Origin of the sequence: Peribacillus sp. NPDC058075 (assembly GCF_042885195.1) — a bacterium.
Lineage (GTDB): Bacteria > Bacillota > Bacilli > Bacillales > DSM-1321 > Peribacillus.
Genome location: NZ_JBHVSL010000003.1, coordinates 80,237 through 98,667, shown reverse-complemented (window position 1 = coordinate 98,667; position 18,431 = coordinate 80,237). Strand labels below are relative to the sequence as shown.

Here is an 18,431-nt window from a genome sequence, read left to right as displayed (position 1 = left end):
AAATGAAAAAGGGATATCCCCCAATGGGATATCCCTTTTTCATTTAAATGGAAGCCAAGTTCGTTCTGGCTGTACGTTCCTTCTTGCCGTGCAAGAAGTAGTAAAGGACGGAGGTTGCGATGACCAAAACACCCAGGATGACATAAAGTGTGCTGTAACCTGTTACCGGAATGATGAATCCCAGAATATAAGGGCCGAATCCAAGTCCTGCATCAAGCATGATAAAGAAGGTGGACGTTGCCATCCCCATTCGGTGAGGCGGTGTCAGTTTAACGGCAATCGCCTGCGAGCTTGATTGCATATTACCGAATCCGAGGCCAATGAGGAAACCAGCTGCCAGTAAAGAGAAACTATTGGTTGTCATACTTAGAAGCAGCAAGCCGATCCCGAAAACTATGAACGCCGGATACATAATGAAGTTCGATCCTTTACGGTCCATTAACGGTCCTGAGAAAGGACGTGATAACAATACAGCTACTGCGTAAACGACAAAAAAGAAGCTTGCCGTATTGACCAGATCGATTTCAATGGCATAAAAACTGATGAAAGAAAGGACACTGGAATAACAGAATGCCAATAACAGAGTGATGATTGAAATGGGCAGTGCCTTAGGTTCAATGAAATTGGAAAGCTTGAATCCTTTGCTTTCCGTAACTTTGGCCGTCACTTTCAATGCCGGAACATACAAGAAGAATGCTGTAATCAGGCTGATTACCCCTAAAGCCAGGCAGAAACTGAAAATCACTTGGAAGCTTGTATGCTGAGCCATATACAGACCGATGAAAGGACCGATTGCCGTCGCAAGTGTCGCGCTCATGCTGTAATAGCCGATGCCTTCTCCCTTTCGTGTTGCCGGGATGATCTGGGCGACGATCGTTCCTGTCGCAGTACTCGCCATCCCCATCGCCATCCCGTGGATCAGGCGGTTAACAAGCAGGAAGCCAATTCCAAGGTCCACAAAGTATAGAAGTGTTGTCATAGTGAAAAAGATCAAACCGATGAATAATGTTTTCTTACGGCCGATAGAATCAATGAAACGGCCAATGAACAGACGTCCAATCAACGTCCCGATAATAAAAATACCCGATATGAGTCCGGCTTCGCTTGTAGAAGCATCCAATTCATTAACAGCATAGATGGCAAGTGTCACCATCAGTAAATAAAAGATTAATGTTATGAAAAAATTGATGGACGAAACGATGACAAAGTCCTTCGTCCACAGTCTGGCTCTGGATTGATCCATGTTATTATCTCCTTACTTTATAATGTTATTTCTTATTTCGCCCATGATGCGTATGGCTGCAAGTTGTTCCTCTTCAGTGATTCCTTTCAAGATATCCTGTTCATATTGATCGATTGTCACGCGGACTTCGCTGTAGATCTTTTTGCCAAGCTCAGTAAGCCGCATTCTTTTCTCGCGTTTATCTTTACTGGGCACATGCTCGACATACCCCAGTTCTTCCAAGCGGGCAATGGTCCTCGTAATCGTTGGTTTTTCCACACTTTGATAATTGGCAAGCTCTACAAGCGTTGCCGAATCATAATTGAATAAGAAATGTAAAATGGACCATTGCGCCCTGTGTAAATCATGCTTACCCAGTTGAATATTAAGATTGTTTTCAAACGGACGGTACAGCAGCAAAAATTGCTGAAAGAACTTTTGGTAGATCTCTATCAGAAACACCCCTTATACACAATATATAGTTACCCTTAGTAATTGTTACCCTTGGTAACTATAATAGCAAAACAAATCCATTCTGTCCACTCGGATTTGTTTTGTTTAGTTAAAGTTAAAATCAGGTTTTTAGTTAAATCGAATGGGAATATAGGAATAGGAGATGATGTGAAGCATGAATAAATCTATGATCGCGTTGATTGCCGGTGCAGCCATGCTAACTGCTTGCAATAATGACAAAGCCGATGAAAACGGGGAAAAACCTGTGCAAACAACAGATGAAAATCAAACCCAAACTGAAAATGAACAACAAAAGCAACCCTCGCAAACAGAAACTCAAGCAAATCCTAAACATGAGAAGTGGTCTTCTTTGCCTGAATATGACAAAATCATCGAGCAAATCGGCAACGAAGACTATACCTTCAATAAGGAAACGGATAACGATGATAAACGAGTCTTCCTTATTGAGCTGAACGGTGAAAAACAATATAAAACCGTTTTCGTCAAAAATTCCAACCGCCTGAAAATTATCAAAATAAATGGCGGCGGAGAGCTTTATGACGAAATCTTAAAATAAGTGACCTGCGTAAGTGTTGTATAGAGACCTTTATTGGTATTGATAAAGGGGTCGGGGGAAAAGGGTTGTAATGCAACAGCCCTTTTTTGTTCTGCAGGTATTTTCATGAGCTGAATGTTTCAAATTTAAATTGGACCGTTGATTTTTGGGGCTGGTTTTTGGAGGAAATGAATTATGAGCCATTCCAAGGAAAGCGGGAAGAGTTGGAGATTGGATGATATGTACATTGGTTTTGTACAATCGGAATAAAGGTATCTTGACATTCCTATCATCGGGGACGAGTGGGTTTTAACTATTTAGCCTTTCACGCCACCTCCCGTCATTAGGTTGATGAGATCACCAGAAAATTAAGGGACAGAGGAATTACCATCCTCTATGCTGACAAGTACCCATTCGCCGGTGGGAAGGAACATTATGCTGTTTACTCTGAAGGCCCAGATAGGATGAAAGTTGAATTGGCGGCACCTTAAGTATTTTCGTTAATTGGTAAGATGAAGGAAAATGGCATAGCAACTGCTCTATATGATAAATAAGAACTAACGACATCCATCTTTAGCATTAGCTAGCACCTTTATCAGGTGTAGGAATAATTATTATAAGAATAGGGATAAGAATTGCCGTTTCCATGTTTCAGATTTTTCTCGTGTTCCTCGTGTTTAATGTGTTCAACCTCAAGGGTAATAGCATGAAGTAATATAAATGCACCAATAACTTGAATCCAGCTACCGATCAATAGAATCTGTTCTCCAATTACACTTTTTTCGTTTAAAACGTAAATATTACCGATCGCTGCTAAAAAAGAGCCTAAGGAAATGAAGCTATTTCCTATAATCGCAAGTTCCCTATAGGATGAATCCTCTTCAAGAAATGCACCTACTGCTTCAAAAGCTGCGCCAAGACCTTGGACTCCACTGCCAAGGGTATCTATTTTTACTCCCTCTTCCTCAGCACCATTCAGTTCAATACTTACTCCAACTGCATTTGTACTATTACCAGCAGCCTCAAGCCAAGCACCGAAGATGGTATATATTTGAGCTAGCTCCCTCTCTGGTTTTAACAGCTTAGTTCTCCCGATGGCTTGCAACGAATTTCCGAATGCTTCAATCCCATTTCCTTTTACGATTAAATCTTTCCCCTGATCGCTGTGGGTGAAAGTTTGCTGGGTCTGCCCGGTTGTATCAATAAGTGAACCAATAAATAGTATCCATGCTCCCGAAAGAATAAGATCTTCTCCACGTATAGTCATATTCCCAAACACTCCTTAAAAGAGGGTAGATTATATTATTCAGGAAAATGTGTTTGTTTACATATTGCTTTTACCGTTTAACAATTTGTTGCAAATGATTTCGCTGCATTTTTCTTCATGGTTTTTACGTTATGTACCTGGTATGAAGGCAGTGAAATTATGGATAGGCCTTGGAATGGAAGTATTCCACGCATTTCACACAAGTAAATGATGTTCAAGCGATGGAGGCAAAGGATATTTCGAATTTAGATCATTTTGTGTATGCCGCTAAATTCAAATCGCAATTTCCATTTCTTATGGTCCTTGTCGCATCGTACTTAATCATACTTACGGGATATATCCTATTTAAAAGAAGTATTAAAAAAATGGCTCTTTTCCTGTTGGGATTGGGTGTCCTTTTTCTGCTTTCAAATGGTATTGTATCCAATTCCCCGACTGTGGGAGGGAATATCTTTCATGCTTTCTTTCTGATAAGCGGTATGATGGCCGTAATAGGTGCAGCGTTATATTATTTCCTGATGCCAACAGGATTACATACTGAAGTTTAAAGTTAAAAAGCTGCCGATGTGGCAGCTTTTTTTTGCGAAATATTGATGGAAGATGACATAAAATAACGAAAAATAATAGTCGTTTTTGCGAAATTCTTAGATTGAACTTCACCGAAATATAGCTTACGGTTAGTATATTACCAGCGGTGGACCCATATCGGTTCAGACCATTAAAAAATAAATCATACCGTTTCCGGTAAAGAAGTGTGAGGCAGTTAGAAAAGGTTTTCCAGTGATTGAAGAAATAAAGTGAAAAGGTGATAAGATGTCAGGCAAAATCAAAATTGAACAGCCAAAGATCCCTCAAGACTTAACTCAAGCGAACTTTCAGGAAATATATTATCAAGATGAGCCTTATCTTGATTCCTGTATTATAACCAATAGCACGATCGATAGAGAAAAGATGGATAAAATCGTATTATCACAGATTGTTTTTAAAAGTGTGACATTCAGCGATGTATCATTCAGGAATATCGAGCTGACGGATGTTATTTTTGATCATTGCGATTTGACGAATGCCGATTTCATGGGCGGTTCCATTCATCGGGTGGAATTCAAAGAGTCCAAACTTTTAGGCATTAACCTGTCTGACGCGAGTTTAGGGAATGTTTCATTTGAGAATTGCAACTTGAATTTAAGTGCCTTTGGATATTCCAGTTTAAAGCAAGTGAAGTTCGATCATTGCTCATTGGAAAGTGCTGATTATTATGAGTGTAAATTCATCAAAGTGAAGTTCGAGACATGCAGATTAAATGAAGTGAACTTTTCACGGACACCGCTCAAAGGAATTGATATTAGCAGTTCTACATTTCAAAGGCTTACCGTATCCCCGGAGGATTTAAAAGGATGCGAAGTTTCCCCTGACCAAGCGATAGTCTTTGCAGCCATGCTTGGACTGAAAATTAAAGAGTGAACCTTTTTAGGATGTAAAATGAGCTAATGGAGAGTAAACTGCGAGATCTTCAATAAAGCTGAAGCGAGGACCACCGATTTGGTGGTCCTTTTTGAGTTGGCCTGTCGCTAAATAATTGGATATTTATTGTAAAAAAAGGAAGGGTGAATAGAATGATATAGATTTTGAATAGTACCGAATGTTTGCATAAATGCAGGATAAATTTACAATATTCGTTAAAGGGAAGGGGGATTGAACGTTGAATATCAATAAGGTCACTTTGTATAGTCATGTCTGGGATGAAATGCGGAGTTTTTACGTTGATGTGTTAGGATTCGAGTTATTATTGCAAACTGATGATGGTTTTGAGATTAAGGCTGGGGAAAGTATGCTTGAAATTAAAAAATATCATCACAAAGAAAAGCCTTTTTACCATTTTGCCATGAACATACCGATCAATTTATTTACCTCGGCAAAAGCATGGGCGAAATCAAAAATGGAATTGACTAGAGAAGATGATGATGACGAAGTTTATTTCAGCTTTTCAGACGCACATTCTTTTTATTTTTTAGACCCTTCAGGCAACATCGTCGAGTTCATATCGAGATATTCCGTATCACCCGAGTCCGAGGTTGAGTCTTTTTCAGCTCAAGGCGTCCTGTGCATCAGTGAAATAAACATAACGACAGATGAAGTCAGGGCTTTGGGAAATCAGTTGATCAGTAATGGTGTACCTGTAAGGAAGGGTGAAGCGATAAGTGAAGATGGATTGAATTTCATGGGGGAGCATGAAGCAGGTTCGTTTTTACTTTTAGGTCCAAGGAAACGGCGTTGGATTTTTTCGGATAAAGAGTCGGAGATCTTTCCGCTTTCGATAGTCATAAATCAGAAACTGGAAATTTCATTGGATGGCGAAGGATTTATGAAATTAAAACCAGTCAAGCATAATCAGGCAAATAGTTGAAAGAATTGCTGTTAAGATAACGGAGGTTAGGCAATGCCCCAATATATCTTTGGGCCTCATTAAGTTTAACTATAGTATTGAACGAGTTTAAAATAACATATATCAAATGTTTCCCATTTTTATCCTCAGAAATATGATCTAGGAACAGCACATAGAATAGTATAGAAATACTGCGGCTAATGCTGGACATGGAGGGGATGTATTTATATGAGTACCAGAATAATCCGGCAGCTGATAAGGTCAAGGCAACAGGAATTAGTCGAACTTGCTGCTTCATTTATTCGAATTCCATCTGAAAACCCATCGCCCGAGTTTAAGAAGCGGTCAGCTGAAATGGGACGCCATATTAGCCGATACTTAGCAGCAAAAGGGTTCTTGATTACCGAGCACCGCCGTAGCGAAAATGCATTGGTTACCGTGGTCTGCGATGCTCCCTTAACCAGGGTACCTGGTCCGCGGCTCCTATTTTGTGGACATACAGATGTCGTACCTGCTGGCGATTGTTCACATTGGACCTTCGATCCTTTCTCAGGAGAAGTCAGAGAGGGTATGCTTTTGGGTAGGGGAGCCTCCGATATGAAAGGAGGCTTGGCATCACTGGTTTTTGTGGCTGGACTTCTTCAGGAGTTCGCCCCCGCTCTTAATTTGAAAGGTAGCCTAGGAGTGATTGCCTCTCCGGATGAAGAGACTGGCGGCAGTGAGGTGGCCTCGCTCCTGGAACAAGGATTGATTAAAGGGGATGCTTGTCTGATTGGTGAACCAACGGACCCCCACCATCCGAATGCCGGCGAAAAGGGCAAGGCATGGATGCAGGTGATCATACCAGGTCAGGCAGATCATGGCAGCCTACAACCGCTTTATGGAATCTCCGCCATACGAAGAGGGGCAGCCGCGGTCGAAGCACTAACCAAGCTATGGGAGCTCAAGGCAACGCCTCAGGCAGAGCCTTGTCAACTTTTGTACAATACTGAGTGGCTCCTATCTCAGTATCCAGGAAACCCCTTATTGTCACAGTTACTTTATCGTCCCTCTTACAATCCAGGTGTAATCCAGGGCGGAACAAATGTGAACGTCGTCGCAGACAAGTGTATCATTAAAGTGGATATCCGGGTTCCATTCGGTATGAAGTCCGAGTATGTACTTGATGTCGCTAGGAATCTTGTTAGTGCTGTAGCGCCAGGTGCGGTTGTAGAGCCGATAGTACCCTGTACTAACCCGAACTGGACCTTAGAGAATCGTCCAATTATAAGGGCCATAGAACTGGGAATTCAGCGTGTCCTTGGAATGGAGGAACCCGTCTTCAGCTTACTTTTGCTTGGTTCAAGTGATGCCAGTCACTTCAGGCGCCATGGCATTGACACCGTCCTTTATGGTCCGGGGCTGGAACAAACTATCCATGGGTACGATGAGCGGGTTTCAGTGGAGAACTTAGTGGAATCTGCCGAGATATATGCAGAGACGGCAGTTAAGTATCTTAGGTCATTTTAAATCTATTTTCATAAAACTTTATGCAGGTTAACGATGCAGGGTATACTGCACGTGCAACTGCTAATGTTCTCTTTCAAGGTGTATATGGCAGTGGTTATTGGTGGGAATATTTATATACTCGATGGTATTAATTCTTTAGCTAAACTAAATATATTGATAGTGTGTTTTGATCAAACTTTGTTTTAAATTTACATGAAGACCAAAAGCTAAAAAAAAAGAGCTTGGAGCAGAAAAACCGCTTCAGGCTTTTTTCTTTTTGGGAAAAGAGGTTCGTAACACCCCGAACCATGAGGAGCGGACGGATCGAAAAAAGTGCGTTAACGATAGAAAAAACTTAAACAAGACCTGGTTGTACTGCCAAGCCATTTTTTTCGGAGACTCCTGCGGAGGCATCGATTCTCATCGCAGAAAAGGTTTCTGTTCCTGACAGCGAATTGACCATTTTTGAAAAAAGCTGTCACTATCTTTCATTGATGAAAATAGGAAATTCATTTCGAGGATTTCCTCTTTCATAAATGTGAGATTGGGACTCCAGGAAAAGGCGGCTTCGCGCTAAGCATAACCGGGCAAGAGTTAGAGAGTCCAGGATAAACCGTTTGTGCTGAGCAGGAATTAATTATATATTAATCCTTGAGTACATTAATTCATGGATTAAAGTATGATGATAAGAAAAGCCCGGAGGAGACAATCATGAAAAATATCAATACAGAACAAGAATACCGTGAACAAATCAACCAAGAGGGACTGACGGTCGGGATTTTTACGACTACATGGTGCCCGGACTGCAAACGTTTAGACATGTTCATCGATGAAATCACTCAAGAACATCAAGACAAACAGTGGTTTACAATCGATCGTGACGAGTTCCCTGAGATTTCTGAAGAGCAGACGGTAATGGGGATTCCATCACTATTAGTATTTAAAAATGGGGAAAAGGTTGCGCACCTGCACAGTGCAAATGCTAAAACTCCAGAAGCGGTCAATGAATTTCTAAAAGACCTTTAAAAGATCTTGAAAAGGTGACCCCCTTATTGTGCTGAAATAGGGGGGGCACCTTTTTTTAGAAATTTTTTCTAGAAATGACTTGATTTCTAAGGTGAAACGGGTTTTAATTATAGATACTGAATATCCATTATGGATATCAAATATCCACATACATACTTAAAGAGGTGAACTGATTTGCAATTAACAAAAGGGGTCGAGCAAGCTATATGCATCATTGTTATCCTCTCAACCCAGGATAAAAATGTCCCGCTTTCGTCTAATGAGATCAGCAGGCGATTACAGGTGTCTCCTTCTTATTTAAAAAAAATCATAAGGAAATTGGTCGTTAAGCAGATAATCACTTCCGTTCCTGGTAATAACGGGGGCCTTACACTTGCCAAAAGCGTAGAAAAGATTAAAAACCTTGAAATTATTGAGGCGATGGAAGGTCCCATTTCGATGTTTCCGGATACGGGGCTTATAGAAAAAGCATTTAAAGATGGAGAGTATGCAGAGAAGGGGATGGACGTCCTTCGTCGGATGTTTTCCCGGGCGGATCAACTTTTAATAGAGTTCTTTTCCAGCCAAACAGTGGCAGATTTGCTGAAAGAAAGCTTTGGCACCACGGACATACCGACTCTTAATTGGAATTCAACGTCATTGAGTGATGTACTGCGTGAAAAGAAAGGTGAAAAGAAGTGAACATGCTTAAACAAGAATGGAAGCTTTTCCTTACAAATCGAAAACTGGTCGGTGTCGCGATCGTTTTACTGTTCGTCCCGATTATTTATGGGGGGTTATTTCTTAGTTCCGCTTGGAATCCATACGGAAATACAGGCAAATTGCCTGTTGCAGTCGTGAATAAGGATGTGAAGGCGGAATATGAGGGTAAAACCTTAACAGTCGGTAATGAGCTAATCGAGCAATTAAAGGACAATGATGATTTGGAATGGCATTTCGTAACGGAAAAAGCGGCGAAAAAAGGATTCGATGATGGTACATATTATATGGTCGTTACCATTCCGGAGGACTTTTCAAAAAATGCTGCAACCGTCATGGATGATAAACCAAAAAAAATGAATTTGACGTATGACGTGAATCCTGGACGCAGTTTCGTTTCTGAAACGGTAGGGAAACAGGCAACGAATAATTTAAAAACGGAAATTGCCGAAAGTGTCACAAAAGAATATGCGCAAGCGATCTTCTCACAACTGGATGAAATCGGAGAAGGATTCAATGATGCAGCAGATGGGGCATCAAAGCTGGATGATGGCGCAAAAAAACTGCATGATGGAAACAAAGAAGTGACGGAAAACCTGAATAAATTAGCTTCCAGCACATTAACCTTTAAAGATGGTGCGAATAAACTTCAAATCGGCGTCGGCGAGTTTTTGGAAGGAGCCAACAAGCTCGAAAGTGGCGCATCGGAATTAAATAAGGGAATTTCACAATATACTTCTGGTGTCGGTCAGCTGCAAAAGGGTGCGGACGAACTTGCATCAGGCACAGGGGAATTAACGAATAATAGTGAAGCGCTTATTCAAGGTTCATCCCAACTTTCCACTGGGTTGGCCAAAGTGGTTCCAGGAGCCCAAACTTTAAATACGGGATTGGCACAAGCGCAAACAGGCAGTGCGAATTTGAATGATGGGTTGAATCAATTATCACAAAATGCAAGCCAGCTGACGGACCAATCGACTGGAATTCCAAAATTGGCAGCAGGTCAGCAAAGTTTAAATGAGGGAATCCATAAACTGACAGAAGGAAGCCAGGCGTTAAATGACGGCCTGAAAAAAATGGATGGCCAATTGCCCGAAGAAGAACAGCTGAATCAGCTTAAGCAAGGACTGACAAGCATTCAAAGCGGTGTAAATCAATTGCAAGAAGCGATTCCCGCAGGGAGCAGCACGTCCGGTACCGTTTCCGGCATTACCCAAGATCTCAATAACAGTCAAGCGGCTTTAACGGAACTTCAATCAACGATTGCGAATAATGGTCAGAGCACGATCAATGCCGTTCAAAACACGGAAGCCTTCAGAAGCATGACCAGTGAGCAACAATCCGAATTAATTGGAGCGGTTCAAAATGAACTTCAAAGCCAGGCGGAAGCACAAAAACAAATCGCCTCGACTCTTGCTGCAAGTGTATCTGACTTATCAACGCAATTAACGGATAAAGTAATGCCTGTATTGAATGGTTTAGGCCAGCTTCCGGAACAAGTGGCCAATTTAAATAATGCGGTGAATAAAGTCAATCCAAACGCCGTTTCAGCGTTAAACGGATATACGGCAATAAGGAATGCACTGGAAGAACAATTGATTCCTGGTGCGACAAAATTAAATGGCGGCTTAAATGGAGCTATAGAAGGCAGCAATCAATTAACGGCGGCAACACAAAGTTTAAATGAGCGGACACCAGAACTAGTGAAGGGGATCAACCAGTTGGCACAAGGCGGTTCCTCGTTAAATAATGGCCTTTCAAAACTAACTGAAGGATCTGGTCAGTTGGTTGATGGGGTTTCACAACTTCAAGCAGGGTCATCCTCCTTTGGGAATGGTCTTGAAAAGTATGCATTTGGTGTTAGCCAAGTTGGCGAAGGGGCAAGCAAACTTGCTAATGGGGCCAATCAACTGAATGCCAACTCAGCGGCCTTGAACGAGGGCTCATCAGCACTTGTTAAAGGCACTGAACAATTGGCAAGCAATCTGCCTACTTTGAGCAATGGAGTCATCCAGCTTGCTGATGGCGCAGGTAAGATCAATGAAGGTTCATCAGCACTTGCTGAAGGTTCCGGTAAATTGGGTGATGGAATCTCCTCACTTAAAGATGGTTCGGTCGAGCTCTCGGAAAAACTCAGTGATGGTGCAGAAGAAATAAGTGAAAATAAAACAACCGATGATAATTACAGCATGATTGCTGAACCGACACAGGTTAAAGAACAAAAAAGCAGTGACGTGCCGAATTATGGTCATGCACTGGCTCCTTATGTATTGTCTCTCGGGTTATTTGTAGGAGCTATTGCCTTCAATATGGGATTCCCGACAGGCTTGCCTTCTACAAGACCTACATCAGGAGTGGCATGGTGGTTCAGTAAATTTACAGTCCTATTTATCCAAGCGACCCTTTCTGCATTAGTGTTGGATGCGATCATGATTTGGGGAATGGATTTACAGGTAGAGAATATGGGGCAATTCATTGGGGTTTCCATACTGACTTCCCTTACCTTCATGTTCATCGTTACCTTCTTGACCGTAGGGTTTGGAAATCCAGGTCGTTTATTGGCGATGATATTCCTTGTACTACAGCTAGGTGCAAGCGGAGGGATGTTCCCTGTGGAACTGACCAATAACTTCTTCAGTCATGTTCACCCGTTCGTACCGATGACATACTCTGTCATGGGATTCCGTCAGGCGATGAGTACGAGCCTTGGAGCGGATGCATTGACAACGAGTATCGTATTCCTTACTGGATGCATCATTGTCTTTAATCTGCTGCTATTGCTGACGATGGTCATCAAGAAGCGCAAAGTACACAATATCGAGATGGATGCATAAACAAATGAAGAAAACCCCCGGTGCAATGCGCCGGGGGTTTTCTTCATTATGATGGTTCTTCCTTGACCTTTTCTTTTTCGATGACTTTCAATTCATTTTCCCCTGAATTTTCAATCACATGTTTAAGGATGGATAATTTGTTATCCCAGAATCGATCGTAAAAAGAAAGCCACTGTTTTAATTCCGCTAAAGGTTCTGGCTGAAGCCGAAAGCGTTTCTCTCTGCCTACCTTCCGGCCACTGACCAATTCAGCTTCAGAAAGGATATGAAGGTGCTTGGCAATCGCTGTACGGCTCATGGAAAAGTGAGAAGTGATTTCTGAAATGGGTAAATCCCCTTCAGCAAGCAATTGCAGGACCTTTCGGCGGGTCGGGTCGGCGATAGCCTGAAATACATCATGCTTTTCTGCTGCAGACACTTAGCCCTCAACAGCCTTTTTAAGACCTTGATTAACGATCTGTTCCCAGCCGTGATTCATTCTTTCGCGAATCACTGAGCTTTTTTCGTTCGGTTTCGGAAGAATTGTTTCAGGCTCTTTCCAGCCGCCATGAATAAGGGTGAACTCCGTTTTGCCTTCCAGTTCTTTTAAAATGAAGGAAATGAACCAACCGTCCGTATCCCAACTGAATGAAAGACGATGAGGAGCATCTAACTCCGTCACCTTACAAGGAGATGGACCAAAAGGTGATTGCACATGGAACTCATGTCCCACTTTCGGTTGAAAATCATTTGGCATGAACCATGTAGCAATGCCCTCTGCAGTCGAAACGGTATCCCAAACTTTTTGGATAGGTGCTTCAAGAATAACCGTCTTCTTGATATCCTGTAATGTATTTTCCATACGGATTCTCCTTTTTAAGTGGAAATATGAAACCAATTGGTTTTGCTTTGTTGATTATATAAAACCTTTTGGTTTCATGTCAATAATTTGTTTCAAGTGATTCCTTTTTATTCATTACAGAATGCTTAATTGCCCAACTCTTCAATTTGTTTTGCCAATCCTGTTATATTATCGATTGATTTCATTATCTCTGAATCTTCCAATGCCTTAGGGTCAATTTGACCATTTTCAATATTATTCAGATATAATTCAATACCATCTGAAAGTTGTTGATTCGAGCTGACGATCTTCTCATGGATGCCTTCAGCGATTTGGGGTGGTTCCGTTGCATTGAATTCTTCAATCTCCGTTTTCATCAATTCCAGTTCTTTTTCAAGATTTGCTCTTGCTTCGTCATTCGCGACGGCGTCTTGTGACAATGCGGGCACCTCATTGGAAAAATCCTTAACGGTATTTACATATTCCGTCGCATTATCTGCATACTCCAATGATGAATTGACTTCTTCTAAAGCTGAGCATCCGCTTAATGTAAGGATGGACAGTAGAGCAATGGTCATTATTTTTTTCATATGTGCCTCCAATGTGATTTTTTATAGTAAGGATCAGATGGGCAGAAATCTCTTTTTATAAATCGCTGCAATGGAATTCAGTATGAAGCTGGGAATCTTCTTCGGAAAAAATGACTTCGAATAAAAAAGGTGAAATGCACTTTTCAAGTCGTGCCACTGATTGCAGGATTTCACTTGTTTAAACCTTGCAACGTCAATGATCTTCACCTTTTTTTCAGAAGTGATGAAGATGTTTCGTAAATGGATATCCGAAGGATTCAATCCCTCTTTCCTTGCCAATTGCAGGGCATGGTCTATCTCAGCAATGTTTTCTTCCGTTATCGGAATTCCCAATGTTAAACATTCAAAAAGGGTGTTGCCTTCAATGTGATCTATAACCAGATAATTTACGCCCGCATCATATAGGGTTGGATAGTATTCGATGGATTGGACGGTTTTGTATATTTCAGCTTCAACTTTAGCTGTGTGTGTATGATCCGGGAAAAACACTTTTAGTGCCTTATTGGTGGAATGTATTCGGAATACATATGCGCTTCGGCCTTTTCCGATCAGTGATAAAGATGGTGCGGCATCAAGCAATATATGCTTTTTATCATCGGAAATCTTAACGCTTTGAGCTAATTCATTATAGTTCTGCATACTTTTCACCTCTATTGTGCGATTTTTCGAATCAAAAAAGACGGTATAACCGATTAGTGGTTATACCGTCTTTTAAAATGTAAAAGACCTCACCAAATAATCGGCAAGGTCTTGCAAACAACTAAAATCAGTTGCCAATAAAGCCGAGGATTCAATCCTGTACTGACGACTTTATTGTATAGCTACTCCCCTTAACAGAAGGATTCTTATAAGTTATATACAGTAATTATATAGGGTATTGCCTCGATCCGTCAAATATAAGGATCGTGTGCTTACCCTTTATATATATTCACTTCAGGCAGAAAGATGCTCGTCTCATTAGTATTAATTTGAGGAGGGATTAATTATATCAATATACTTTATAGTCATCATTTGCTTGTCGCATAAGCATCATTGCAAATATTTCTGTAAAATTACTTAAATGTCTATTAGTTTACTATTATGTTACAATCGCTTTTATCTCCCTATAGATCCAATGGAATATGTTATATTTTAAACGAATGAGTATATTTACCTATATTATTATACTAATATTAACCGATATTTAAATAAATGTTAAAAATATAATTCTTTAGTAGGGAGAATGAGATGAAGAAATTAATTATACCAACTTTCTGTTTTGCAGTGTTGTCTACAGTTGCTTTCGAAGAAAAAATATCTGCAGCTCCACTACATGCGGAACAGGCCAATATTGAAGACGTCATGTTTGTGCAGGTGAATTCCGGATCGCTCAATATGAGAAAAAACGGGGCGGAAGGTGCCAGCATAGTTGCAAAGCTGGCAAATGGCACACAGGTGACGGTGTATTCGGAATCCAAAGGCTGGGCGAAGATCAAAGCCAATGGAAAAGAAGGATATGTCAGTACCAAGTATTTATCGGCAACGAAGCCAAGGACTTTAACGAAAACTGCAGTAACCATTAAAACGACAACAAAATATGTGAATTTGAGCACAGGTTCACTTAATATGCGAAAAAGCGGGAGTGATAGTGCCAGCATAGTCGCTAAGCTGACAAGGGGCACACAGGTGACGGTGTATTCGGAATCCAAAGGCTGGGCGAAGGTCAAAGCCAATGGAAAAGAAGGATTTATCAGTACCAAGTATCTATCGGCAACGAAGCCTGGAGCGGTAAAAAAAGCTGAGGCGACCGTTAAAACGACAACGAAATATGTGAATGTAAGCACAGGTTCACTTAATATGCGAAAAAGCGGGAGTGATAGTGCCGGTATAGTCGCAAAGCTGACAAGAGGCACACAGGTAACGGTGTATTCGGAATCCAAAGGCTGGGCGAAAATCAAAGCCAATGGAAAGGATGGATATGTCAGCACGAAGTATCTATCGGCAACGAAGCCTGGAACAGTGACCAAAGCTGAGGCAACGGTTAAAACGACAACGAAATATGTGAATGTGAGTAATGGTTCACTTAATATGCGAAAAAGTGGAACATCTACTGCAAGCATTGTTGCCATACTTTCAAAAGGGACGAAAGTGACGGTATATTCGGAATCCAACGGCTGGGCGAAAATCAAAGCCAATGGAAAGGATGGATATGTCAGCACCAAATATTTGTCTGCTTCAAAGCCAGGGTCGGGATCAAAGGCAGCCACACCTGCAAAAACGACGACGAAATATGTGAATGTAAGCTCGGGTTCGCTCAATATGCGAAAAAGCGGAAAAGCTACCGCAAGCATAGTCGCCATCCTTTCAAAAGGAACAAAAGTGGCGGTGTATTCGGAATCCAATGGATGGGCGAAAGTCAAAGCCAATGGAAAGGATGGATATGTCAGCACCAAATATCTATCTGCTTCAAAGCCAGGATCGGGATCCTCGGCCGTAACGCCTGAAAAAACGACGACGAAATTTGTAAACGTAAGCTCTGGAACGCTCAATATGAGAAAAAGCGGATCGGAAAGCGCGAGCATAGTCGCAAAGCTTTCAAAAGGAACGAAAGTGACGGTCTATTCCGAATCCAAAGGTTGGGCCAAGATCAAAGCAAATGGAAAAGACGGGCATGTCAGTGCCGAATATCTATCGACAACGAAACCATCAACGGCCGTAACGCCTGAAAAAACGACGACGAAATATGTAAACATAAGCTCTGGAACACTCAATATGAGAAAAAGCGGGTCGGAAAGTGCGAGCATAGTCGCAAAGCTGTCAAGAGGGACTGAAGTGACGGTGTATTCGGAATCAAAAGGTTGGGCGAAAATCAAGGCAAATGGGAAGGAAGGGTATGTCAGTACTGACTTTCTTTCGACGATCAAGCCTGGAGCGGACTCCAAGCCATCCATACCTGATAAAACGACAACGAAATATGTAAATGTCAGCACGGGTTCACTGAATATGCGGAATAATCCTTCAGAAAGTGCTTCCGTCATTGTGAAATTGGCAAGGGGTGTAGAGGTAGAAGTCATCTCGGAATCAAATGGCTGGTCAAAAGTTAAAGCGTATGGCGGAGAGGGTTATGTCAATACGCAATATCTATCAGCGACGAAGCCTGGTCCTTTACCGGGGCTGAATCCAGACGAAGAAGGAAACACGTCAGTTAAATATGTAAATGTGAATGATGGCTCCAGTCTGAATATGCGCTCTGCTGCATCAGCTACCGCTTCAATAATAGCCAAGCTTGTAAACAATACGGCAGTAACGGTTTATTCAGAGTCTAATGGCTGGTCAAGAGTCACGGCGAATGGAAAAACGGGATATGTCAGTACGCAATATTTAACGGTCAAAGCACCGGAAGGTCCGGGAAGTTCGAATGGATCGATAATCAGGATTGATAAAGAGTATGATCTTACGATGGAAAAGATGGTTGAAATTCAAATGGCCGTAAATGGTCAAACGGATAAAAAGTATAAAACCTACATACGTGAAGATGGGTTAACTTTAATCAATTCAACAAAAGGTACGGTTAAAGGAACCGGATGGCGTGTCAGGGGCGGAGCAGGTTCTGATTATTGGGTAGTCGGTCCTGTCAGCAATAATCAATCATTGAATATTAAATCGAAAGTAAAAGGCTCTGATGGATACTATTGGTATGAGGTGGACTATAACAAGACATGGGTAAGTGCCAGTCCGGAAGATATAGAATATAATCTTAACCCAAATAATTTTGTGAATGATCCAATCCATTCATTCCAGTTCGTCAAGCTCTCCCAAGTCACCAACATGAACGTTTCAGAAGTGAATAATCGAATCCTTTCAGGCAAAGGGATTTTACAAGGCCAAGCTGCAACCTTCACTGCGGCAGGGGAAAAATATGGGGTCAATGAAATCTACCTGATTTCACATGCCTTGCTGGAGACCGGGAATGGCACTTCCCCGTTAGCGACTGGCGTAAAGGTGAACGGGAAAACGGTCTATAATATGTATGGAGTGGGAGCATATGACGGAACGGCACTAAGCAGCGGCGCTCAATACGCCTATAATGCAGGCTGGTTCACTCCGGAAGCGGCCATCATCGGCGGTGCAGAATTCATCGCCAAAGGATATATCTCTGCTGGACAGGATACGCTTTACAAAATGAGATGGAATCCCACAGCTGCTGAAAGATATGGATATGCATCACACCAGTATGCCACTGATATTGGCTGGGCAACAAAACAAGTGAAACAGATTTATAATTTGTATAGTTTACTAGATTCCTATAAATTGACGATTGAAGTTCCTAAGTATAAATAAGAAAACAGGAAAAAACACATGAGACCGACTCATGTGTTTTTTTGCTAATTAGTTTTATCCTTTTCCAGAATACCTCTGACGACATCCTCAATCGTCACCACTCCCAATGCCTTTTCCAAGGCAAGTTCAGCAACTGAAAAGATAGGCTCTATTGTAGCTTGTATATTTCTTCCAACAGTGCATGCTGGATTAGGATTTTCATGGATTCCAAATAATTCTTTATCGGAGACAACGTTGACTGCCTGATAAACATCGAGCAAAGTGATATCCGATAATTCCTTGGCCAATGTCGCTCCTGCGATACCCGGCCGGACATTCACTAAACCTGCATTCTTCAGCATGCCGGTGATTTTTCTGATTAAGGCTGGGTTGGTGTTTACACTTTTTGCAATGAAATCAGAAGTGTTAACGCCTTCTTTGTTAATTTCTAAAAGAGATAATATATGGATCCCTACGGAAAAGCGGGTACTGATGGACATCTCTTTTTTCTCTCCTTTTATATCTCTATTCTTTATATAGTATAAATTAATTAACGTGTAATTCAAGTGGTTACAAGTTATAATGGCCTGCAAGAATAATATTCATCCATTAACCGTTTCCTTGTCAAGTCACGCCGTTTCTGCAAAGGTAAAAATAAAAGGTATGTGTAATTGACAAACAGCATGGTGAATCTTATATTATAACGTGTAAATGAATCAGTTACAGGTGAAAGGTGCAGGAAGGGGGAACTGAAATCGGCCGCTATGGCTGGATAAGGAATATCGACACAACAA

Annotated in this window: 17 protein-coding genes and 1 pseudogene; 10 read left to right on the top strand and 8 right to left on the bottom strand. The window is 41.5% G+C overall.

Annotated elements, in window-relative coordinates; genetic code table 11:
- Positions 1-43 precede the first annotated feature (43 nt).
- Both ACFVS1_RS21245 and ACFVS1_RS21240 read right to left on the bottom strand, forming a co-directional pair.
- Positions 44-1,243, bottom strand: coding sequence for an MFS transporter (locus ACFVS1_RS21245; RefSeq protein ID WP_352924981.1), 1,200 nt, complete (start codon positions 1,241-1,243; stop codon positions 44-46).
- Positions 1,244-1,255: 12 nt separating this feature from the next.
- On the bottom strand, positions 1,256-1,684 hold the full coding sequence (locus ACFVS1_RS21240; protein ID WP_352924980.1) for a MarR family winged helix-turn-helix transcriptional regulator: 429 nt from the start codon (positions 1,682-1,684) through the stop codon (positions 1,256-1,258).
- 166 nt (positions 1,685-1,850) lie between these two features.
- On the opposite strand from ACFVS1_RS21240, the gene ACFVS1_RS21235 reads away from it, so the two are divergent.
- Together ACFVS1_RS21235 and ACFVS1_RS21230 are read left to right on the top strand one after the other, a co-directional pair.
- Positions 1,851-2,252, top strand: coding sequence for a hypothetical protein (locus ACFVS1_RS21235; RefSeq protein ID WP_352924979.1), 402 nt, complete (start codon positions 1,851-1,853; stop codon positions 2,250-2,252).
- Between the two features lie 167 nt (positions 2,253-2,419).
- A pseudogene (locus tag ACFVS1_RS21230) lies at positions 2,420-2,722 on the top strand (VOC family protein).
- A gap of 104 nt (positions 2,723-2,826) precedes the next feature.
- On the opposite strand, the gene ACFVS1_RS21225 reads toward ACFVS1_RS21230, so the two are convergent.
- Positions 2,827-3,498, bottom strand: coding sequence for a DUF6944 family repetitive protein (locus tag ACFVS1_RS21225; RefSeq protein WP_387550270.1), 672 nt, complete (start codon positions 3,496-3,498; stop codon positions 2,827-2,829).
- Between the two features lie 170 nt (positions 3,499-3,668).
- On the opposite strand from ACFVS1_RS21225, the gene ACFVS1_RS21220 reads away from it, so the two are divergent.
- The 7 genes from ACFVS1_RS21220 (at position 3,669) to ACFVS1_RS21190 (ending at position 11,928) form a co-directional block, all read left to right on the top strand.
- A complete protein-coding gene (locus ACFVS1_RS21220; protein WP_387550268.1) occupies positions 3,669-4,046 on the top strand; it encodes a DUF4306 domain-containing protein in 378 nt (125 codons plus the stop codon).
- A gap of 265 nt (positions 4,047-4,311) precedes the next feature.
- Entirely contained in the window at positions 4,312-4,959 is a 648-nt protein-coding gene (locus ACFVS1_RS21215; RefSeq protein WP_387550266.1) for a pentapeptide repeat-containing protein, read from the top strand.
- Positions 4,960-5,197: 238 nt separating this feature from the next.
- A complete protein-coding gene (locus ACFVS1_RS21210) occupies positions 5,198-5,902 on the top strand; it encodes a VOC family protein (RefSeq protein ID WP_387550264.1) in 705 nt (234 codons plus the stop codon).
- A gap of 207 nt (positions 5,903-6,109) precedes the next feature.
- Positions 6,110-7,390 (top strand): M20 family metallopeptidase, encoded by a 1,281-nt coding sequence (locus ACFVS1_RS21205; protein ID WP_387550262.1) that lies wholly within the window; start codon positions 6,110-6,112, stop codon positions 7,388-7,390.
- Positions 7,391-8,032: 642 nt separating this feature from the next.
- Entirely contained in the window at positions 8,033-8,395 is a 363-nt protein-coding gene (locus tag ACFVS1_RS21200; RefSeq protein WP_371748549.1) for a thioredoxin family protein, read from the top strand.
- Positions 8,396-8,569: 174 nt separating this feature from the next.
- Positions 8,570-9,076, top strand: a complete 507-nt coding sequence (locus tag ACFVS1_RS21195; protein ID WP_387550260.1) for an RrF2 family transcriptional regulator — start codon at positions 8,570-8,572, stop codon at positions 9,074-9,076.
- A 2-nt stretch (positions 9,077-9,078) separates the two neighbouring features.
- Complete coding sequence (locus ACFVS1_RS21190) at positions 9,079-11,928, top strand: YhgE/Pip family protein (protein WP_352925183.1); 2,850 nt, start codon at positions 9,079-9,081, stop codon at positions 11,926-11,928.
- 46 nt (positions 11,929-11,974) lie between these two features.
- Here the strand turns inward: ACFVS1_RS21190 and ACFVS1_RS21185 are convergent, their stop codons facing one another.
- The 4 genes from ACFVS1_RS21185 to ACFVS1_RS21170 all read right to left on the bottom strand — a co-directional run bounded on the left by ACFVS1_RS21185 (position 11,975) and on the right by ACFVS1_RS21170 (position 13,977).
- Positions 11,975-12,346 carry an ArsR/SmtB family transcription factor gene (locus tag ACFVS1_RS21185; protein ID WP_387550258.1) on the bottom strand — a complete coding sequence of 124 codons (372 nt, stop codon included), beginning with the start codon at positions 12,344-12,346 and terminating at the stop codon, positions 11,975-11,977.
- Positions 12,347-12,775, bottom strand: coding sequence for an SRPBCC family protein (locus ACFVS1_RS21180; RefSeq protein ID WP_387550660.1), 429 nt, complete (start codon positions 12,773-12,775; stop codon positions 12,347-12,349).
- 119 nt (positions 12,776-12,894) lie between these two features.
- Complete coding sequence (locus ACFVS1_RS21175) at positions 12,895-13,338, bottom strand: DUF6376 family protein (protein WP_352924973.1); 444 nt, start codon at positions 13,336-13,338, stop codon at positions 12,895-12,897.
- Positions 13,339-13,371: 33 nt separating this feature from the next.
- Entirely contained in the window at positions 13,372-13,977 is a 606-nt protein-coding gene (locus ACFVS1_RS21170; protein ID WP_241589945.1) for a protein kinase family protein, read from the bottom strand.
- 588 nt (positions 13,978-14,565) lie between these two features.
- Here ACFVS1_RS21170 and ACFVS1_RS21165 point away from each other — a divergent pair.
- Positions 14,566-17,658 (top strand): SH3 domain-containing protein, encoded by a 3,093-nt coding sequence (locus ACFVS1_RS21165; RefSeq protein ID WP_387550255.1) that lies wholly within the window; start codon positions 14,566-14,568, stop codon positions 17,656-17,658.
- Positions 17,659-17,702: 44 nt separating this feature from the next.
- On the opposite strand, the gene ACFVS1_RS21160 is transcribed toward ACFVS1_RS21165, so the two are convergent.
- Positions 17,703-18,137, bottom strand: coding sequence for an Rrf2 family transcriptional regulator (locus ACFVS1_RS21160; RefSeq protein ID WP_352924971.1), 435 nt, complete (start codon positions 18,135-18,137; stop codon positions 17,703-17,705).
- Between the last annotated feature and the right edge of the window lie 294 nt (positions 18,138-18,431).

Coding starts and splice junctions, on each gene's coding strand:
- ACFVS1_RS21170 (WP_241589945.1), bottom strand. CDS start 13,977: ATGCAGAACTATAATGAATTAGCTCAAAGCGTTAAGATTTCCGATGAT.
- ACFVS1_RS21215 (WP_387550266.1), top strand. CDS start 4,312: ATGTCAGGCAAAATCAAAATTGAACAGCCAAAGATCCCTCAAGACTTA.
- ACFVS1_RS21160 (WP_352924971.1), bottom strand. CDS start 18,137: ATGTCCATCAGTACCCGCTTTTCCGTAGGGATCCATATATTATCTCTT.
- ACFVS1_RS21235 (WP_352924979.1), top strand. CDS start 1,851: ATGAATAAATCTATGATCGCGTTGATTGCCGGTGCAGCCATGCTAACT.
- ACFVS1_RS21165 (WP_387550255.1), top strand. CDS start 14,566: ATGAAGAAATTAATTATACCAACTTTCTGTTTTGCAGTGTTGTCTACA.
- ACFVS1_RS21225 (WP_387550270.1), bottom strand. CDS start 3,498: ATGACTATACGTGGAGAAGATCTTATTCTTTCGGGAGCATGGATACTA.
- ACFVS1_RS21190 (WP_352925183.1), top strand. CDS start 9,079: ATGCTTAAACAAGAATGGAAGCTTTTCCTTACAAATCGAAAACTGGTC.
- ACFVS1_RS21205 (WP_387550262.1), top strand. CDS start 6,110: ATGAGTACCAGAATAATCCGGCAGCTGATAAGGTCAAGGCAACAGGAA.
- ACFVS1_RS21175 (WP_352924973.1), bottom strand. CDS start 13,338: ATGAAAAAAATAATGACCATTGCTCTACTGTCCATCCTTACATTAAGC.
- ACFVS1_RS21245 (WP_352924981.1), bottom strand. CDS start 1,243: ATGGATCAATCCAGAGCCAGACTGTGGACGAAGGACTTTGTCATCGTT.